Source organism: Marinobacter sp. LV10R510-11A (assembly GCF_900215155.1).
In the GTDB taxonomy this organism is placed as follows: Bacteria; Pseudomonadota; Gammaproteobacteria; order Pseudomonadales; family Oleiphilaceae; genus Marinobacter.
In genome coordinates this window covers 3121536-3138593 of sequence record NZ_LT907980.1, presented here as the reverse complement: position 1 = coordinate 3138593, position 17058 = coordinate 3121536, and the positions used below count along the sequence as shown (strand labels likewise).

19 protein-coding genes are annotated in these 17058 nt (G+C 54.7%); 8 read left to right on the top strand and 11 right to left on the bottom strand.

Going from position 1 to position 17058, the window contains the following annotated elements; all coding sequences use genetic code 11:
* Positions 1 to 12: 12 nt before the first annotated feature.
* Positions 13 to 549 carry a gamma carbonic anhydrase family protein gene (locus tag CPH80_RS15100; protein WP_096279056.1) on the bottom strand — a complete coding sequence of 179 codons (537 nt, stop codon included), beginning with the start codon at positions 547 to 549 and terminating at the stop codon, positions 13 to 15.
* Between the two features lie 112 nt (positions 550 to 661).
* Here CPH80_RS15100 and prlC point away from each other — a divergent pair, with 112 nt between their 5' ends.
* Both prlC and CPH80_RS15090 read left to right on the top strand, forming a co-directional pair.
* A complete protein-coding gene (prlC, locus tag CPH80_RS15095) occupies positions 662 to 2707 on the top strand; it encodes an oligopeptidase A (protein ID WP_096279054.1) in 2046 nt (681 codons plus the stop codon).
* A gap of 57 nt (positions 2708 to 2764) precedes the next feature.
* Positions 2765 to 3016, top strand: a complete 252-nt coding sequence (locus CPH80_RS15090; RefSeq protein WP_096279052.1) for a YheV family putative zinc ribbon protein — start codon at positions 2765 to 2767, stop codon at positions 3014 to 3016.
* A 52-nt stretch (positions 3017 to 3068) separates the two neighbouring features.
* On the opposite strand, the gene CPH80_RS15085 is transcribed toward CPH80_RS15090, so the two are convergent.
* The 9 genes from CPH80_RS15085 to CPH80_RS15050 all read right to left on the bottom strand — a co-directional run bounded on the left by CPH80_RS15085 (position 3069) and on the right by CPH80_RS15050 (position 10896).
* A complete protein-coding gene (locus CPH80_RS15085) occupies positions 3069 to 4391 on the bottom strand; it encodes a Na+/H+ antiporter family protein (protein ID WP_096279050.1) in 1323 nt (440 codons plus the stop codon).
* Positions 4392 to 4507: 116 nt separating this feature from the next.
* Entirely contained in the window at positions 4508 to 4738 is a 231-nt protein-coding gene (locus tag CPH80_RS15080; RefSeq protein ID WP_096279048.1) for a DUF1653 domain-containing protein, read from the bottom strand.
* Positions 4739 to 4759: 21 nt separating this feature from the next.
* A complete protein-coding gene (locus CPH80_RS15075) occupies positions 4760 to 5209 on the bottom strand; it encodes a group I truncated hemoglobin (protein WP_096279046.1) in 450 nt (149 codons plus the stop codon).
* Between the two features lie 2 nt (positions 5210 to 5211).
* Positions 5212 to 6066, bottom strand: a complete 855-nt coding sequence (locus CPH80_RS15070; protein ID WP_096279045.1) for a DUF3034 family protein — start codon at positions 6064 to 6066, stop codon at positions 5212 to 5214.
* Complete coding sequence (locus tag CPH80_RS15065) at positions 6063 to 7658, bottom strand: putative bifunctional diguanylate cyclase/phosphodiesterase (RefSeq protein ID WP_227520199.1); 1596 nt, start codon at positions 7656 to 7658, stop codon at positions 6063 to 6065. Before CPH80_RS15065 ends, CPH80_RS15070 begins: the two co-directional genes overlap by 4 nt.
* Positions 7659 to 7763: 105 nt before the next feature.
* A complete protein-coding gene (locus CPH80_RS22635) occupies positions 7764 to 8003 on the bottom strand; it encodes a hypothetical protein (RefSeq protein WP_227520198.1) in 240 nt (79 codons plus the stop codon).
* The gene (locus CPH80_RS15060) at positions 8003 to 8668 is read right to left on the bottom strand and encodes a methylamine utilization protein (RefSeq protein WP_096279043.1); all 666 of its coding nucleotides are present in this window, start codon (positions 8666 to 8668) and stop codon (positions 8003 to 8005) included. The genes CPH80_RS22635 and CPH80_RS15060 overlap by 1 nt, the downstream gene beginning before the upstream one ends.
* A gap of 49 nt (positions 8669 to 8717) precedes the next feature.
* Positions 8718 to 9368, bottom strand: coding sequence for a hypothetical protein (locus CPH80_RS15055; RefSeq protein ID WP_096279041.1), 651 nt, complete (start codon positions 9366 to 9368; stop codon positions 8718 to 8720).
* 199 nt (positions 9369 to 9567) lie between these two features.
* Positions 9568 to 10896 carry an MATE family efflux transporter gene (locus CPH80_RS15050; protein ID WP_096279039.1) on the bottom strand — a complete coding sequence of 443 codons (1329 nt, stop codon included), beginning with the start codon at positions 10894 to 10896 and terminating at the stop codon, positions 9568 to 9570.
* 209 nt (positions 10897 to 11105) lie between these two features.
* On the opposite strand from CPH80_RS15050, the gene coxB reads away from it, so the two are divergent.
* From coxB to CPH80_RS15030, 4 genes are read left to right on the top strand one after another with little or no spacing between them, the layout of a single operon-like run.
* The gene (gene coxB, locus CPH80_RS15045) at positions 11106 to 12230 is read left to right on the top strand and encodes a cytochrome c oxidase subunit II (protein WP_096279037.1); all 1125 of its coding nucleotides are present in this window, start codon (positions 11106 to 11108) and stop codon (positions 12228 to 12230) included.
* Positions 12231 to 12287: 57 nt separating this feature from the next.
* A complete protein-coding gene (gene ctaD, locus CPH80_RS15040) occupies positions 12288 to 13871 on the top strand; it encodes a cytochrome c oxidase subunit I (protein ID WP_096279035.1) in 1584 nt (527 codons plus the stop codon).
* A gap of 13 nt (positions 13872 to 13884) precedes the next feature.
* Positions 13885 to 14475 (top strand): cytochrome c oxidase assembly protein, encoded by a 591-nt coding sequence (locus CPH80_RS15035; protein WP_096279033.1) that lies wholly within the window; start codon positions 13885 to 13887, stop codon positions 14473 to 14475.
* Positions 14476 to 14491: 16 nt separating this feature from the next.
* Positions 14492 to 15379 (top strand): cytochrome c oxidase subunit 3, encoded by an 888-nt coding sequence (locus tag CPH80_RS15030; protein WP_096281664.1) that lies wholly within the window; start codon positions 14492 to 14494, stop codon positions 15377 to 15379.
* An 18-nt stretch (positions 15380 to 15397) separates the two neighbouring features.
* Here the strand turns inward: CPH80_RS15030 and CPH80_RS15025 are convergent, their stop codons facing one another.
* Positions 15398 to 15601 (bottom strand): twin transmembrane helix small protein, encoded by a 204-nt coding sequence (locus CPH80_RS15025; protein ID WP_096279032.1) that lies wholly within the window; start codon positions 15599 to 15601, stop codon positions 15398 to 15400.
* Between the two features lie 54 nt (positions 15602 to 15655).
* Between CPH80_RS15025 and CPH80_RS15020 the strand changes: the two genes are divergently transcribed.
* Positions 15656 to 16393, top strand: coding sequence for an SURF1 family protein (locus CPH80_RS15020; RefSeq protein WP_096279030.1), 738 nt, complete (start codon positions 15656 to 15658; stop codon positions 16391 to 16393).
* Positions 16374 to 17024, top strand: a complete 651-nt coding sequence (locus CPH80_RS15015) for a hypothetical protein (protein WP_227520197.1) — start codon at positions 16374 to 16376, stop codon at positions 17022 to 17024. Before CPH80_RS15020 ends, CPH80_RS15015 begins: the two co-directional genes overlap by 20 nt.
* Positions 17025 to 17058 lie beyond the last annotated feature (34 nt).

The window sequence follows — 17058 nt, the reverse complement described above, 5'->3', positions numbered from 1 at the left end:
CAGACCATTGCCTTACTTCTGGATAAGGTACTCATCTTTTAACCGGACGTAATTTGCGGCGGTGTACACGAAGAATCCGCGCTCTTCCTTTGACAATGCTCTTGCCTTTTTGCAGGGAGAACCGACGTAGAGGTAACCAGATTCCAGAGTCTTACCCGGCGGCACGAGACAACCCGCCGCAACGATCACCTCATCCTCCACCACGGCACCGTCCATAATGATGCATCCCATACCCACCAACACCCGACTGCCAATGGTGCAGCCGTGCAGTAAGGCCTTATGACCCACGGTGACATCATCACCAATTACCAGGGGATAACCCCCCGGGTTATAATCGCTGGCATGGGTGATGTGAAGCACCGAACCGTCCTGAATACTGCAACGATCGCCAATGCGAATCTTGTGCATGTCACCACGCACCACCGTCATCGGCCAGATGGAGCAATCGTCACCGGTTTTAACATCTCCGATCACCACGGCGCTGGCATCCACCAGAGCGCGTTCTCCGAAACTTGGCGTGGTACCCTTGTGAGAGCGTATATTCGTCATTACATATACTCGATAGATGACATTATTCCCCGAACTCCATTCCCGGGGCCCAACAGTTTAGCGTTACGCGTGTCACGCTACTTTACCAACTCATTGCTGAGAAGGGGAATCCATGAATAACCCGTTACTGACTGATGATTTGCTGCCAAAGTTTGAACATGTGCGCACCGAGCACATGGAAACGGCGATTGACCAGATTCTCAGCGGAAATCGCGTGAAAATTGCGAGTCTGGCCCAGAACGAAGACCCTACCTGGGACACCCTCGCCCAACCCATGCAGGCGATTGAAGACAAACTCAACAACGCCTGGTCCGTCATCTCGCACCTTAACGGTGTAATGAACAACGACGACCTGCGCAAAGTTTACAAAAACTGCCTAGAAAAGCTCACCGAATACAGCACCGAGCTGAGCCAGAATGCCGCCCTGTGCGACGCCTACAAAAAGCTAGCTGACCGGGACGACTTCAAAGATCTAAGCGAAGCTCAACGCAAGTCCGTGGATAACACCTTGCGAGACTTCCACCTTGGTGGGGTCGACCTACCCGATGCCGAAAAAAAGCAGTATGCAGATCTCACCCGGGAGCTGTCAGAACTGTCCAACAGCTTCAGCGAAAACGTTCTGGACGCCACCCAGCATTGGTTTAAACACATCACTAATGTGGAAGAACTTGCTGGCATACCGGAGAGCGCCATTGAAGGCGCCAAGCAAGCCGCTAGCCAGAAAGAACTGGATGGCTACGTGATCACCCTCGATTTCCCAAGCTTCTTCCCAGTCATGACCTACTGTGACAACCGCGAGCTACGCTACGAAGTTTACGAAGCGTTTGTCACTCGGGCCTCCGATGTGGGCCCAGATGCGGGGATCTGGGACAACACCCAGGTTATGGCCGAAATTCTCAAACGCCGCCACGCCCTAGCCAAACTGCTTGGCTTCAACAACTATGCCGAACGCTCGCTGGCCACAAAAATGGCCCGGGATAGCGACGAGGTACTGGGTTTTCTCAATGAATTAGCGGCCAAATCCAAGCCCATCGCTGAGAAAGAGTTTGCTGAGCTCAAGGCGTTCGCCAAAGACGAACACGGCCTCGATGACTTGCAGGCGTGGGACGTAGGCTACTACAGTGAGAAACTACGTCATCAACGCTACGATATTTCACCCGAAACCCTCCGCCCTTGGTTTCCGGTCGATAAAGTAGTGCCAGGCCTGTTCCGGGTAGCCGAAAAACTATTTGATGTGCAGATAGAGGCCAAGCCAGAAGTGGAAACCTGGCACGAAGATGCCACCGCCTACTGCATCAGCCGCAACGGCGAGCCGATGGCTTGGTTCTACTTCGACTTGTTTGCCCGTAAGGGCAAACGCGGTGGTGCCTGGATGGCCGACTGCCGAGTACGCTGGCGTGACCAGCGTGGCAAGCTGCAGTTGCCTGTCGCCTTCCTCACCTGCAACTTCACGCCGCCGGTGAACGGCAAACCGTCGTTGCTCACCCACGACGAAGTAACCACCCTGTTCCACGAATTTGGCCACGGGTTGCATCACATGCTGACTCAAGTGGAAGTCGTGGACGTGTCTGGCATTAATGGCGTGGCCTGGGACGCCGTAGAGCTGCCCAGCCAGTTCCTGGAAAACTGGTGCTGGAACCCCGACTCGTTAGCACTGATTGCCAGCCACCACGAAACCGGAGAGCCGTTACCGGAAGATCTGCTACAAAAACTGCTAGCAGCCAAAAACTTCCAGTCGGGCATGGCCATGGTGCGGCAGCTCGAATTCTCCCTGTTCGACTTCCGCCTGCACGCGGAATTCACCGAAGAAGGCCCCACCAATCCGCTGGCCATGCACCGCAAAGTGCGCGAAACCATCGCCGTGGTGGAGTCCCCAGAATTCAACCGCTTCCCCAACTCGTTCTCACACATATTCGCTGGCGGATACGCGGCTGGTTATTACAGCTACAAGTGGGCGGAAGTACTGGCAGCCGACGCTTTCTCGCTGTTTGAGGAAAACGGCATCTTTGACCCTGAAACCGGGCGGGCGTTCCTGCAGAACATTCTCGAAAAAGGCGGATCACAGGAGCCCATGGAACTGTTCAAAGCGTTCCGTGGCCGCGAGCCTGAAGTAGGCGCCCTACTGAAACAGACCGGCATTACGGACGAAGCGGCCTGAACCAATCCTCTCCGGTGGCTATAACGGCCGCCGGAGGCTTTAACCTGGAGGTACGTTATGGCGACCCCAAAACGTTTTATAGCCGGTGCGATTTGCCCACGCTGTGCTGAGATGGACAAGATCACGATGTTCACCGACGATTCCGATGAGCAAATTCGCGAGTGTGTAGTCTGCGGTTTCACCGATGCCGTCTCAGATGTCGAGAAGCCTGCGACCCCTGAACTGGATACACGGGTGAACACGCGCGACAACAAAGACGATCATACGGTTAAGCAGGTTGTTTTCTTTAAGGCTGGCTCTGACGATTGACCTCGTAGCCCCCAAAACCAGCAGGCTACGAAAAAGCAGGCAAACTCCCAAATCAAAGAATCATAGCCGCCAACCACCCAAAGCCCAACAACGGCAAGTTGTAGTGCAAGAACGTGGGCACCACAGAATCCCAGATGTGGTTATGTTGGCCATCTACGTTCAGGCCGGCGGTGGGGCCGAGAGTGGAATCGGAGGCTGGGGAGCCGGCATCACCCAAGGCGCCGGCGGTACCGACAAGTGCGACGATGGCCAGGGAGCTGAAGCCCATTTCCAGTGCCAGGGGCACATACAAGGCCGCTATAATGGGAATGGTTGAGAATGAGGAACCGATGCCCAGGGTAATCATCAGGCCTACTAGCAGCATCAGCAGCGCCGCCATAGGCTTGTTGCTGCCGATCATATCAACCGAGCTTTGCACCAAAGACGCAATTTCACCGGTTTCCCGCATCACTTCCGCAAAACCTGACGCCGCGATCATGATGAAACCGATCATGGCCAGCATTTTCATGCCTTCGGTAAACAGGTCGTCAGCCTCTTTCCACTTTACTACGCCAGAAAGGTTGAACAGCAGGAAGCCCGCCAGAGCACCGAGGATCATTGAGCCCAGCCAAAGCTGAACCACAAAGGCGACGACAATGGCGGCAACGGCCATGAACAGTGTGTTCGAGCTGTAAGCAACGTTTACGCGTTCGGTGCGGGTAATGGCTTCCAGATCGTATTCGCGGTCGCCACGATAAGTAAAGAACACCGCAACCAGAAGGCCGCAGAGCATGCCCAGCGCTGGCAGGGCCATGGCTCGCATAACGCTCAAGCCTTCTGTTTCGCCGCCGTTAGCGCTGATTTTGGCCATTAGGATTTCGTTTAGGTAAATGCCGCCGAACCCGATAGGCAGGAACATGTAAGGCGTGATCAAGCCGAACGTGAGCGCACAGGCAACCAGCCGGCGGTCCATTTTCAGTTTGGCCATCACGTACAGCATGGGCGGTACGACCAGCGGAATGAAGGCGATGTGGATGGGCAGAATGTTCTGTGACGACAGGGCAATTAGCACCAGCACGCCAATGATCATGTAGCGCACGCCTTTGGCTGCGGTGCCGTTTTCTTGCTGACCAACCATGGTGAGGGTTTTATCTGCCAGCGCATGAGCTAAGCCAGATTTGCCTATGGCAACGGCGAACGCACCCAAGGTGGCGTAGGATAAGGCGACAGTAGCACCGCCACCAAGACCGTTGTTGAACGCGTCAATGGTAGCTTCAAGGGACAGCCCTGAGATCAGGCCGCCGGAGACGGCACCTACAATAAGGGCAACAACAACGTGGATGCGGGCCAAACTCAGCACGAGCATGATCAGTACCGCGGCAACAACGGCATTCATGTGAAAACTCCGAGTGTGGCGTAATGGGTTATCCGGCTTTCTTACGAAGGCGTGGATCATGAAAACGCGGTAATGTGCGGGAATTAGCCAGCTGAGTCAAAGAGCTTATGTAACTCTTAGTCTTTGTCGATACGCGCGAAACGGGGAACCTGTTCTCCCGCCACGGTTACGGTTTCGCGGAACATGCTGAGTGGGCGCACCCAAAGGCTGTGATCGCCGTAAAGACAACGGTAGACCACCAGTTTTTCCTCTGTCTCGCTGTGCCGGGCGATGTCGATAACTTCGTAGTCTTGGCCTTTGTAATGCTGGTAACGGCCCGGGCGAATATCATTCTTGCGTTCAGTCATACTATGTTTTGTCCCATATTCTCAAAGATGGCGAATGTCGGGGTACAGCGGCAGCAGTTGTTTGATCAACCTGTTCTGTGCAGCTGTGGGTATCTGGTTTGCCTCCATGGCCAGAATAAGATTTTCTGTCAGGGCGTTAAACTGGGTGTTGGTGATGTTCATGGCTGCGTGGGCTTCACGTATTTCGCGCCCGGAATACTGGCAGGGCCCACCACTGAGCTCACACAACTGATCGGTAAGATTGCGGTGGAATTGGGCAACATCGACACCTTTGAATTGGTGATTGATGCGCTCGTCATCCACGATTAGGTAGAGCAGGTCTTCTACCACATTGGCGATACCGTCGCGTTCACCGAGTTGCAGGTACAGGGTATTATCCGGCTTGCTGTGAAGGCTCTGGCAACCGCCCAGAACAAGGCCTGTCACAATCATAAACACGGCAACGTATGTCTTCATCGTGGTCAGGCCCATGATCAGAAACTCCCCTGCAGAGACAAATAAACACCCTGCTGGTCCGGTAGCCTGGCGATGTCGCCAAGGTTGACGAACGCCGCCGTCACGGCAAGCCGGCGATCCGGTACCCAAGCAACAAATACATCCCACCAATCGTCTTCCCGGGCAAAACTTAGGTTGTCCGGCTTTTGGCGGTATTCGGCGCCCACCAGCCATTGTCGATTAATAAACACACCGACACCGGCTTCGGCCATCACTTCATAGCCATTATTGAGATCGCCGCCAAAGCCTAGCAGCCCACCTTGGTTGGCGCGGGTGCCGCGCGCGGTGGCGTTCACCAGCAGGTTGCGGCCAAATACTGCAGCAAAAAACACCTTGGAGCCGGAGAAATAAACATCTGTGCCGCTGTCCTCTCGGGCTCCAATGGCGTCGGGTATAGTGAAATCTCGCTGCCGTTTGAGCTGCAAGCCGGCAGACCATTGGCCCCAAGGGCTGTAGAGAACATCACCGGCCAGTCGTATTTTTATACCGAAGATGTCTTGGTTTAGGTCGGTCGGTTCCAGCGTCTGGCGCGCAACCGTCACTTCAACCCGGTTGTTCCAGTTCAAGCCTGCACCGGTAACCGAAAGCGTATAGTCGTCCACTTCGGCCCGGCTCAGGGCAACGATGCCGCCCCATTCTTCGTCATCGGCGTAGCTGCCAAGCAGTGCCCAAGGCACTAAGCCGCCGCCGGCGCTGCCTTCTATGGTGGTTACGCCACCGGTTGCCCAAATGCGGCTGCCAATATCCGCCAAGGCAACAGGCGCAGCAAGAAGGCCTGTAATCAGGAGAGAAGCAATCTTTGCGGCACACAGATTGTTAAAAAAACATGTCATGGCGAGCGCTCCGGCGGTGTTTTGCTCAGCTCTTGCTGGCGTTCGGCAATAGCGGCCGCGGTCTGCGCAAGGTTATCTGCAGAAACCGGGCGGCTCAGATAGAAACCTTGGCCAAGGTTGCAGCCCCAAGACTGCAGTAATTTCCAGGCTTCCAGGTTTTCGATGCCTTCTGCGACCACCTTGAGGCCAAGGCCGTGGGCCATATCGATGGTGGATTTTACAATCAGCTGATCCTGAGGCTCGGTATTCAGCTTTAACACAAAGGATTTGTCGATTTTAAGTTCCTGCACCGGCAGTTTGCGTAGCTGCGACAGCGAGGAATACCCGGTGCCAAAGTCATCAACGGATAGGGTAACCCCAAGTTCTCGTAACCGGTTCAGTGTGGCCATGGCCTCTATGGGATCGTCCATTAGGGCGCTTTCCGTCACTTCCAGGGTGATACGATCCATGCTGTGGTGCCAGTCGGCGAATATGCTGGCTACGCGGTCGGCCAGCCCCGGTGAGGTCAAATCCATAGCCGAAAGATTGATCGCCACGCCCGCATCCAGGCCTGTGCGGAACCAAGCTCGGGCACCATCAGCAACCTGCTGAAGGATATGATCGGTTAGGTCGTGGATTTGCCCCGACTGCTCCGCCAGAAAGATGAATTCTTCGGGTGATATAAAGCCTAAATCAGGGTGTATCCAGCGCACCAGAGCTTCCACCTGAAGTAACTGCCCGGTGCGGCTGTCCAGTTTTGGTTGATAATTCATGTGCAGGCCACCGTTTCGGATGGCACTGTGCAAATCGGAGATCAGTTTGAGTTCGCGCAGGTGGTTCTCGTCCTGCCCTGGCTCGTATCGTGTGACTGCAAAACCCTGCTGCAGGGCCTGCTCGAACGTTAGGTTTACACGCCTTCTCAGTTCATTGGCATTACAGGCATCGGTGGGCAGCTGCAGCGTTATCAGGGTAGTGCGCAGTGAAAACGGAGTATTGTCGATGCTCAGGGGCGATTCGACTTTGCTATGCAGAGCCTGCGCCCGCTGTTCCAGAGTTTCATGGCTTTGCTCTGGAATAAGCGCCAGAAAATCGCCGCCGCCGCCGGTGCGTGCAATTAGGTTGGCATCCGGGAGTTCGTCACGCAGCCGCGTTGCGAGGCCCATCAATACTTTGTCGCCAAACTCCAGGCCAAGCGTGTCGTTGAGGTCTGAAAGGTCGCTCACGCGTAGACCAATCAGGCTGCAGCGCTCTCCGGCGTTGAAGCACTCTTTGGCAGTGTGCATCAGGGCGCTACGATTGCCCAAGCCGGTTACTTCGTCATGGGTTGCGGTGTGATGGATTTGGGCTTCGCGCCGGGTGAGCCTGGCCAGCGTATCGCGAAGAGCATCCCGAAGCTGCCGAAGTTCACCGCCCGTGCGAATGTCGGGCGCTTGCGGGTTCTCCCCCTGGCCGACTGCACGGGCGTAGTGGGCGAGTTGCAGCACCGGCCGGCCGAGATATCTTGCGATAAGCAATGCCAGCACTATGGCAAACGCCATAATCACCGTAACCAGCAGAGCTATTTCCAGCGCCCGGCTGTAGTATTTCTGTAGGCTGGCTTCCCGGCTGGTCATCAGAACCGCCTCGAAGGCGCCTTGCCCGGATCATTTGCACTCGTTCGGAGGATAACGGAACTGCCGCTGAGCCTTGCAATGGTGTTTGCGAGCTCCTGATCCAGCTCAAATCCTGCTACCAACCACGCTCGCAAGCCGGGAGAGTTCTATATCGGTGCGGCGCTCAATCACCTCATTGGTAATACGCTCAGCTAGGCTGAGCTGTTCCAATGCCCGGCGCTTTTCATCCTCGAACAAGTACACCATTAAGAGCGCACCGATCAGCAGGCTAACCAGAGCTACCAAGGCAACCATGGCCGTAACAAGACGGCCGCGGAACCCGATGCGATTCGCGAGGCCGCCCATCAAAGCTCCTGGAAGCGCTTTTGAAGAAGATCCATGGGGCCTTCGTTGCGTGGCTCGGGATCCAGCTCAATGTTAATGGTTTCTATAGTAGTGTTTGCCAAACTGGCGAACTCAATTTCCCGAACCACCGGCTTAGTGTTGTCTGGCAGACGGGGGTGCCAGATATTCAAGCTCAGCGAGTCGGGTGCCTGAATGCCGCCAAAGTCCAGCGCGAGAGTGACTTCTCCCTGTTCATTGGTTTGCCCAATGGCGCGGGTATCGGCCACCACAATAAACGCCTGCATGTGGTCGTGAATATTACAGCCAAGTTCGACAATACCCGGCTTATCAAACAGAACCGGAGCTTCGGGCTCGCCCGCATAGAGTTGAAGGTCAAAAGGTTTTGTTGGCGAGAATGAATAAACGTGATGTTGGGTGTTGTCCCGGTTAGGGAAGTTCACACTGGATCCGGCAGGCAGAATTAGCACATGGGGGTGGAACATGCGGTCTTTCTGAACAACTTCTGCCTGCACGGGAGCTGCCTGGCTGCCATCATTCAAATACACCACCGCGCCGGTCAACGGGCCGGTACCGTTAGCGACTTGCACCCGTACTGTTAGCTCCTCGGACAGCACTGGGCCGGATAACAGGCACCCGACCAGCAGCAAGATCGTTTGTTTTCTCATTTTGATTGTGAACCTTTCAGTTGCGCAGCGCATTCACAGTAAAGCCGCATCAGGCCGAGCCGGAGCCCAGGGAAAAGCGGATGTGATTACGGATCAGGAGGTTTTCCCAGTAATGTCGCATCCAATTCCAAGCGTCGTTATTCACCTGTTTAACGAAGGGATCTAGGTTCAGTTCGTAATAATCTGGCGTACCTGCGATTTGCAGCACCGTTACGGTGATTGAGTCGTCTAATTCGTTTGCGAAGGGTTCACCAATAAGCTCATGAACAATCAGGTTAGCACGAGTTGCTTCCATATCGACAAGCCCGCCCGTTCTGATGGAGTGATTATTCTCGTGCATCTCCTCCATAAGGCGGTGGCAAAGATAGGCGCGGATTAAAAGCCCATCCAGGCCATCGTAGCGCACCAGCAAGACCGACGGCTCGGTGAAGTAACCGATAGCGGCTTTCACAAACGGGTCAAACAACTGTGCTGTGCCTGCTTCCCGGGCACAGGCATCCACGCACTCTATAAGCCTGGGTGCCATTTCAATGTATTCGATGACGAACTGGAACAAACAGGAGGCCGGCTGGTATCCCTCAATCGTGACGGCAGAGGGAAGCGCCGCTGCCTTCTCATGCAACAGTCTAAGAAAGGTGCCCGAGCGAGCCTCCTTGCGCCGCGCGTGATCAATGATCTCTAAGACTGCCTGTGGAGTCATTGGAGGACATGCCGGTGTTTGAACAAATTGAGGTCGCAAGGCGCCTCCTGTTACGAGCAACAAGTACCCGGGCAACTAAGTCGCGGCCGGTTACTTCCAGTTGCCACTGCAAGGTGCCCTTCATTTCTCACAAGTGTAGACGAGATTTGGTGAGCTGCGATTCCAGGACTGTCAGATATTGTTAACAATTGCACCTAGGTTACCGAGTACTGAACCATCGATCGTTGCGCGTGTGTGACCAGCACAGCCAGCCCATACTTGCTGCGCGAGCGAGCATAAGGCATATGAGAGAAAACCAGAGCCCGTGGTTGCCCCAGCTTGTGGTTAGCCACCACACGGGCGCGAAAACGCCCAGCGCTGAAAACAGCATGGCGTTCTGCATATCCCGAGTGCGTGTAGCGCCAATGAATACGCCATCGAACAGAAAGCCCCAGACTGAGGCGAAAGGTAATAGCCAGAGCCAAGGCAGGTATTGCCAGGCGGTGGTGCGCACCTCTTCAATGCCAGTCAGCAACGCTATCAGAGCGCGGCCTCCAACAACGAACACAACGGTCAGCAACAACGAGCCCCAAAGAGACCAGCGCAGCGCGCAGCGAAACACCACGAAAAACTGCCGCTTGCTGTTCCTGCCAACAGATTCGCCGATAAGAGCTTCGGCGGCGTTGGCGAAGCCGTCCAGCGCGTTGGAGATCAGAAGCAGAAAGGTGATTAGCACAGCATTGGCAGCCAGCATGGTGTCGCCTTGGCGAGCCCCCTGAGCGGTAAAAAACGCCAGCACCAGCAGCAGGGCGATGGTGCGAACCATGATGTAACGATTTACCTGCAGGATGGCCATATAGTCCGCAAGCTGTCCGAACAGCTCTCTGGTGAGCCGTTGCCCGTCTGGCATGCGGCGCAGCACAATGGCGAAACCAATGATTGCAGCGCCATACTCTGCGATGACAGTAGCAATAGCCACGCCCCGGCTGTTCCAGCCCAGTACTGTCACGAAAAGTACATCCAGCACGATATTCAGACCGTTGGCGACTATGAGCATAATCATGGGGCCCCGGGGAAACTGGGTTCCTATCAGCCAGCCCACAAGCGTGTACTGACACAGCACGGCCGGTGCGCTCCAGATTCTTATGCTTGCGTACTCAGCGGCAAGTTCGGTAACGCCCGCACTCGGATTCATAAGCGCCAGCCCGATCCGAATCAGAGGCTGATGGCATAAGATAAGCAGCAGGCCGATACCCATGGCTAGCATCACTGAGCGCAGCAGCAGGGCAACCTGGCTGAAACTGTCGCGCTTGCCCCAAGCCTGCGCGGCAAGTCCCGTAGTGCCCATGCGCATAAAGCCGAACGTCCAGTAGAGGATGCTGAACAAGTTGGCGCCAACAGCCACTGCGCCAAGGTATACGGGGCTTTCGAGATGTCCCAGAACAGCGGTGTCCACCAGCCCTAGTAATGGAACAGTAAGGTTGGTGAGCATCAACGGCCATGCCAGAGCCCATAAGCGCCGGTCTGTAATAGACGGTCTAAAGGTCATATACCATTCAAGTCCCTAAAATTTATTTTCACGAGCTCTAGGCTTAGCAAATTTTTTGGTGTTTTTTCTGATTTGCGTTTACACTCTGCCTCGAAGTATCTATAAGCAGGCTTTCACTCTGAACTCGCTGGTGAATGCGAGAGCACCGGCAGAAAATCAGAGGGATAACGCAAAACCCGACAAGAATAACACTCTGCGGAGACACAGTAATGCGCGTGCACGCTAAGCGGGCAGGTGCCCTGTTAGGTGGTCTGTCGTTCCCCGCTCTGTCCTTGGCGGACTGGACGGTAAACATGACCCCCGGGGTGACCGGCACCAGTAACGACATATTTGACCTTCACATGACCATTTTCTGGATCTGCGTCGCTATCGGTGTCGTGGTATTCGGAATCATGTTCTGGTCCATCTTCGCCTATCGCAAGTCTAGGGGCGCTAAACCTGCAAACTTTCACGAGAATACGCTGGTTGAGGTTCTGTGGACGCTTATACCGTTGGTCATTCTAATTGTTATGGCGATTCCTGCCACCACAACTCTGATAGACATGTACGACACCACGGAGTCGGATATAGACATCAAGGTGACTGGCTATCAATGGAAGTGGCAGTACGAGTATATCAACGAAGACTTCGGCTATTTTTCGAACACGACAACACCTTCGGAACAGATCAACAACCGTCAGGTTAAAGGCGAAAACTATTTGCTGGAAGTGGATAACCCGATGGTCATTCCTGTGGGCAAAAAGGTTCGCTTCTTGCTGACGGCAAACGACGTTATTCACTCCTGGTGGGTGCCGGCTTTCGGCGTCAAAAAGGATGCTATTCCTGGTTTTATCAATGAAGCATGGACCCGCGTGGACAAGGCTGGCATCTACCGTGGTCAGTGCGCCGAGTTGTGCGGCAGGAATCACGGCTTCATGCCAGTGGTTGTGAAGGCAGTGCCAGAAGAGGAATACAACGTCTGGGTTGCCGAACAAAAAGCAGCGGCCGAGAAAGAGCGTGAGCTGACCCAGAAAGACTGGACCATGGAAGAGTTGATGGAGCGCGGCGAGAAAGCCTATGCCAGCGCCTGTGCAGCCTGCCACCAGGCTGACGGTAGTGGCGCGCCACCTGCATTCCCTGCACTTAAAGGTAGCGCGATTGCTACCGGAGACATGGCCGCACACCTCGATATTGTGGTGAACGGTAAATCCGGTACGGCAATGCAGGCTTTCGGTGGTCAGCTGAATGAAGCGGATCTTGCGGCCATCATTACCTACGAGCGGAACGCCTGGGGTAATAAGGTGGGTGACATGGTCACGCCGAAAGAAATCTTCGATTACAAGAATGCACAGTAATCTACGCCAGATAACAGATATCACCAGCCACAATAATTGGCGGTAACGGGGGTTTTCATGAGTGCGGTTGCAGATACCCACGCACAGGATCAACATCACGGGCCGGCTAGCGGCATCAGCCGTTGGCTGCTGACCACGAACCACAAAGATATCGGGACCATGTACCTGATATTCAGCTTCGCCATGTTCCTCCTGGGCGGATCCATGGCGATGGTTATTCGGGCAGAATTATTCCAGCCAGGGCTACAGATCGTTCAGCCGGAATTTTTCAACCAGATGACCACTATGCATGGACTGCTTATGGTTTTTGGTGCGGTTATGCCGGCGTTCGTTGGGCTGGCAAACTGGATGATACCGCTAATGATTGGCGCGCCAGACATGGCTCTGCCGCGGATGAACAACTGGAGCTTCTGGCTGCTGCCCTGTGCTTCCCTAATTCTGATTTCAACCTTGTTCATGGACGGCGGCGGGCCCAATTTCGGCTGGACGTTTTATGCGCCACTGTCCACCACATACGGGCCTCCGAGCACCACCTTCTTTATCTTCGCTGTCCACATCATGGGCGTGTCTTCGATCATGGGCGCTATTAACGTGATCGCCACGATTCTGAACCTGCGGGCGCCGGGAATGACCATGATGAAGATGCCCATGTTTGTCTGGACCTGGTTAATCACGGCGTTTCTGCTGATCGCTGTAATGCCGGTGCTGGCGGGTGTGTTAACCATGATGCTGATGGACATCAACTTTGGTACCAGCTTCTTTAATGCCGCTGGTGGTGGAGACCCGGTTCTGTTCCAGCATGTGTTCTGGTTCTTTGGGCATCCGGAGGTCTATATTATGATCCTCCCGGCCTTTGGGGCGGTATCGCAGATTATTCCCACGTTTTCACGCAAGCCGCTGTTCGGTTATTCCTCGATGGTCTACGCGACAGGTGCGATTGCGCTGCTCTCGTTCCTGGTATGGGCGCATCACATGTTTACGGTGGGGGTACCTGTTGCCGGCCAGTTATTCTTCATGTACGCCACGCTTCTGATTGCCGTACCCACAGGAGTGAAGGTGTTCAACTGGGTGGCAACTATGTTCCGGGGGTCGCTCACGTTTGAGACGCCCATGCTGTTTGCCATCGCCTTTGTAATCCTGTTTAGCATCGGCGGCTTCTCCGGCTTGATGTTGGCGATTGCCCCGGCTGATTTCCAGTATCACGACACCTACTTTGTGGTTGCTCACTTCCATTATGTGCTGGTGCCCGGAGCTATCTTCGGCATCTTTGCGTCGGCCTATTATTGGCTGCCCAAATGGACTGGCCACATGTACGACGAAACTCTCGGCAAAACCCATTTCTGGTTGTCGTTCGTCGGGATGAACCTGGCCTTCTTCCCTATGCACTTCCTGGGCCTTGCCGGGATGCCCCGCCGGATTCCGGATTACGCTCTGCAGTTTGCCGATTTCAATATGGTATCGAGCATCGGAGCGTTCATGTTTGGTTCGACCCAGCTGCTGTTCCTTTTCATTGTTGTGAAGTGCGCCAGAGGCGGTGAAAAAGCACCTGCTCGGCCTTGGGAAGGTGCAGAAGGGCTTGAATGGGAGATACCTTCACCGGCGCCTTATCACACATTTACCACACCACCTGAAGTGAAATAGGAGGCTGGCGAAAATGGCTGAGAAACCGGTAAACAAATCCGCACCCCCGCGAAGTAATGTGCGGGTTGTCAGTTGGTGTGTTGCCAGCGTGGCAGGTATGTTTGCCTTCGGTTTTGCATTGGTGCCTCTGTATGACGTTTTCTGTGACATTACCGGCATTAATGGCAAGACCAGTGGCCGTTATGAATCGACCGAGCTTACGACGCCAGATATGAGTCGCACCATTAAAGTGCAGTTTCTGGCGCAGAACGGGCCGGATATGCCCTGGGGGTTTCGCCCGGTGGAGCGCAGTGTCGAGGTTCATCCCGGTGAGGCGATTACCGTAAATTTCTACGCTGAGAACCCGACTGACCGGGATATGGTGGGGCAAGCGGTACCGAGCCTGTCGCCATCGGAGGGCACCCTGTACTTCCATAAAACAGAGTGTTTCTGCTTCAACCAGCAACCATTGGCGGCCGGCGAAAGTACAGAAATGCCTTTGGTTTTTATTGTGGACCGGGATCTGCCCAGCTACATCAGCAAACTGACGCTGTCCTATACGCTGTATGATCAGGGTGAGCCACAAGCGGCTACGGAAAATACAACAACAATCAATAATGGATAAGCCATCGGAGATCGCTATGGCGGACTATCAGAATTACTACGTTCCCGAACAGAGCAAGTGGCCTATTGTTGCGACGGTGGGCCTAGGGGTTACCTTGTTCGGCGCGGCCTCGATTATGGTCGACGGCAACCAGGGCGAGAGCACGAGCGGCGCCTGGATGATCTTTTCAGCCGGCATATTGGTCATGATTTACATGCTGTTTGGCTGGTTTGGTAGCGTTATCAAAGAGAGCCGAAGCGGGCTCTACAGCCCACAGATGGATCGTTCGTTCCGTTGGGGCATGAGCTGGTTTATTTTCTCGGAAATGATGTTTTTTGCGGCGTTTTTTGGTGCACTTTTCTACGCCCGGGTGTTTGCTGTGCCCTGGCTCGGGGGCGAGGGCGACCGGGGCAGCTCCAACATGCTCTGGGAAGGTTTTCAGGCAACCTGGCCGCTGATCAATAACCCAGATCCAGAAGCCTTTCCCGCGCCGGAATCGGTGATCGGAGCTTGGGGCTTGCCGTTAGTGAACACTATTCTGCTGGTTACTTCGTCATTTACCGTAACGGTTGCGCACCATGCGCTTAAAGCAGACAACCGGAAGAAAACGAAGCTATGGCTGGGAGCCACCATATTGCTGGCGCTGGTATTTCTGTTTCTGCAGGCCGAAGAGTACATGCACGCCTACCAGGAGCTTAATCTAACGCTTCAGTCCGGTATCTACGGCAGCACCTTCTTTATGCTTACTGGCTTTCACGGTGTTCACGTGATGCTGGGCACATTAATGCTGATTATTATGCTGATACGCATCCACAAGGGGCATTTCACAGCAGAAAGCCACTTCGGATTTGAGGCAACCTCCTGGTACTGGCACTTTGTAGATGTGGTTTGGCTGGGTCTGTTTGTGTTCGTATATGTCATCTGATGCAACGATGGTTTGTTATCAGGGAGTCGGGTTCAGTGTCAGGCTCCCTTGCCACAGAGATAGAAGAATAACGGCCAGAAGTAGTACGCTTAATGCTACTCGAACAGCGAGGGAATTCACCACTCGGTTGGTTTTTCCGCCGTCTCTGATGAGGAAAAACAGACCGCTGAAAAGGCTAGCTATAACGGCGAGCATGAGAATAATGATAAGAGCTTTGAGCATAAAAAATCTCTCTGGTTTTTGTTCTGGCTTCTGCCAGATTTACTATAGCAGACCATGACTGATGTGAAGAAAAACCCTCGGCAATGGCATGTAGACTGGCGATTAATGGTCTTTACAGGCGTCTTTTTTCCGCTATTGATCGCCTTGGGTATCTGGCAGCTGAGCCGGGCGGAAGAAAAACAGGTCGTCCTGGATCAGTGGCAGCAAGAGGCTCAAGACCTCAACTGGCCGGAACAAGTGGCCAGTGGGCTGGATATCGGTAGGCCGGTTACGGTTACAGGGCTTTTTGGTGATCGCAGTTGGTTGCTGGATAACCGCACCCGTGATGGCTTCGCCGGCTACGAGGTGCTAACGGAACTTCACCCGCTTCAAGGGCCGCCGGTAATAGTCAACAGAGGCTGGATTGCGGCGCCTAGAACAAGAAACGAACTGCCGAACGTGAATCCCCCTGAGGGAGTGTTCAGCCTGACTGGCCGGATAGGCCAGTACCCGGAACCACCGGTCCTGTCCAATAAATCCGCGCCGGCAGAAGGTTGGCCTAGGCGGGTGCAGATGCTTTCCCGATCAGTTGCGGTAGCTGAGATTGCGGAGCTGCCAGGAGCTGTTATCCGGCTACAAGACAGTGAGCAGCCAGGAGCTTACCGTGCTGACTGGAAACCGGATTTGATGGGGCCGCAAACCCATTACGGATATGCGACTCAATGGTTTGCGCTTGCTGTGGTGCTGAGTATATTGAGTGTAGTAGCGAGCTATCGGAAGACAGGATCCAATAATGACGATGATAACGGCTAACCGAGTATCGCATCAGGAAAAGGCAGGCGGCCCCACGCCCGAACAGGCACGCAAAGGCCGGCGTACCGCTTTTCTCCTTTTTGCCCTTGGCTTTGGGCCGATGATTCTGGCCACTATAATGTTCTATACCGGCTGGATGAACCCTGCCGGCCACACCAACCAGGGTGCGCTGATCGCACCGACTGTGCCCGTGGCTGCACTGAACCTTGAGACACTTTCAGATGAACCGTTGGCAAAACGCTTCAGTGCCGGCCAGACGGATCCCCAGTGGCTGCTCGTGGTCGCGGCCGGCGAGTGCGACAGCCGCTGTGAAGAGCTGCTCTACCTAGCCCGACAAGCTAACGTTGCGCTGGGCAAAAACGCCAATCGTGTTTCCAGAGCCGCTGTGCTGGGTAGTATTACCGGCGATCTGGCAGCCCGCTGGCCCACGGAATACCCGCTGATGGAGCGCCTGGTGCCAGCCGCTGGCACAACGCCGGCCTGGCCCACGGGAATTAATCCGGAAAAAGAGCCGCGCATCATGCTTGTCGATCCGTTTGGGAACGTGATGATGCACTTTGGACCGGGGAATACTGGCAAGGACATACTCGAGGATCTGAAACACCTGCTCAAATTGTCACTGGTGGGCTGAAGGCCAACCCGGAGGAGTAGTCTTGAACCATCCG

Coding starts and splice junctions, on each gene's coding strand:
- CPH80_RS15100 (WP_096279056.1), bottom strand. CDS start 549: ATGACGAATATACGCTCTCACAAGGGTACCACGCCAAGTTTCGGAGAA.
- prlC (WP_096279054.1), top strand. CDS start 662: ATGAATAACCCGTTACTGACTGATGATTTGCTGCCAAAGTTTGAACAT.
- CPH80_RS15090 (WP_096279052.1), top strand. CDS start 2,765: ATGGCGACCCCAAAACGTTTTATAGCCGGTGCGATTTGCCCACGCTGT.
- CPH80_RS15085 (WP_096279050.1), bottom strand. CDS start 4,391: ATGAATGCCGTTGTTGCCGCGGTACTGATCATGCTCGTGCTGAGTTTG.
- CPH80_RS15080 (WP_096279048.1), bottom strand. CDS start 4,738: ATGACTGAACGCAAGAATGATATTCGCCCGGGCCGTTACCAGCATTAC.
- CPH80_RS15075 (WP_096279046.1), bottom strand. CDS start 5,209: ATGGGCCTGACCACGATGAAGACATACGTTGCCGTGTTTATGATTGTG.
- CPH80_RS15070 (WP_096279045.1), bottom strand. CDS start 6,066: ATGACATGTTTTTTTAACAATCTGTGTGCCGCAAAGATTGCTTCTCTC.
- CPH80_RS15065 (WP_227520199.1), bottom strand. CDS start 7,658: ATGACCAGCCGGGAAGCCAGCCTACAGAAATACTACAGCCGGGCGCTG.
- CPH80_RS22635 (WP_227520198.1), bottom strand. CDS start 8,003: ATGGGCGGCCTCGCGAATCGCATCGGGTTCCGCGGCCGTCTTGTTACG.
- CPH80_RS15060 (WP_096279043.1), bottom strand. CDS start 8,668: ATGAGAAAACAAACGATCTTGCTGCTGGTCGGGTGCCTGTTATCCGGC.
- CPH80_RS15055 (WP_096279041.1), bottom strand. CDS start 9,368: ATGACTCCACAGGCAGTCTTAGAGATCATTGATCACGCGCGGCGCAAG.
- CPH80_RS15050 (WP_096279039.1), bottom strand. CDS start 10,896: ATGACCTTTAGACCGTCTATTACAGACCGGCGCTTATGGGCTCTGGCA.
- coxB (WP_096279037.1), top strand. CDS start 11,106: ATGCGCGTGCACGCTAAGCGGGCAGGTGCCCTGTTAGGTGGTCTGTCG.
- ctaD (WP_096279035.1), top strand. CDS start 12,288: ATGAGTGCGGTTGCAGATACCCACGCACAGGATCAACATCACGGGCCG.
- CPH80_RS15035 (WP_096279033.1), top strand. CDS start 13,885: ATGGCTGAGAAACCGGTAAACAAATCCGCACCCCCGCGAAGTAATGTG.
- CPH80_RS15030 (WP_096281664.1), top strand. CDS start 14,492: ATGGCGGACTATCAGAATTACTACGTTCCCGAACAGAGCAAGTGGCCT.
- CPH80_RS15025 (WP_096279032.1), bottom strand. CDS start 15,601: ATGCTCAAAGCTCTTATCATTATTCTCATGCTCGCCGTTATAGCTAGC.
- CPH80_RS15020 (WP_096279030.1), top strand. CDS start 15,656: ATGACTGATGTGAAGAAAAACCCTCGGCAATGGCATGTAGACTGGCGA.
- CPH80_RS15015 (WP_227520197.1), top strand. CDS start 16,374: ATGACGATGATAACGGCTAACCGAGTATCGCATCAGGAAAAGGCAGGC.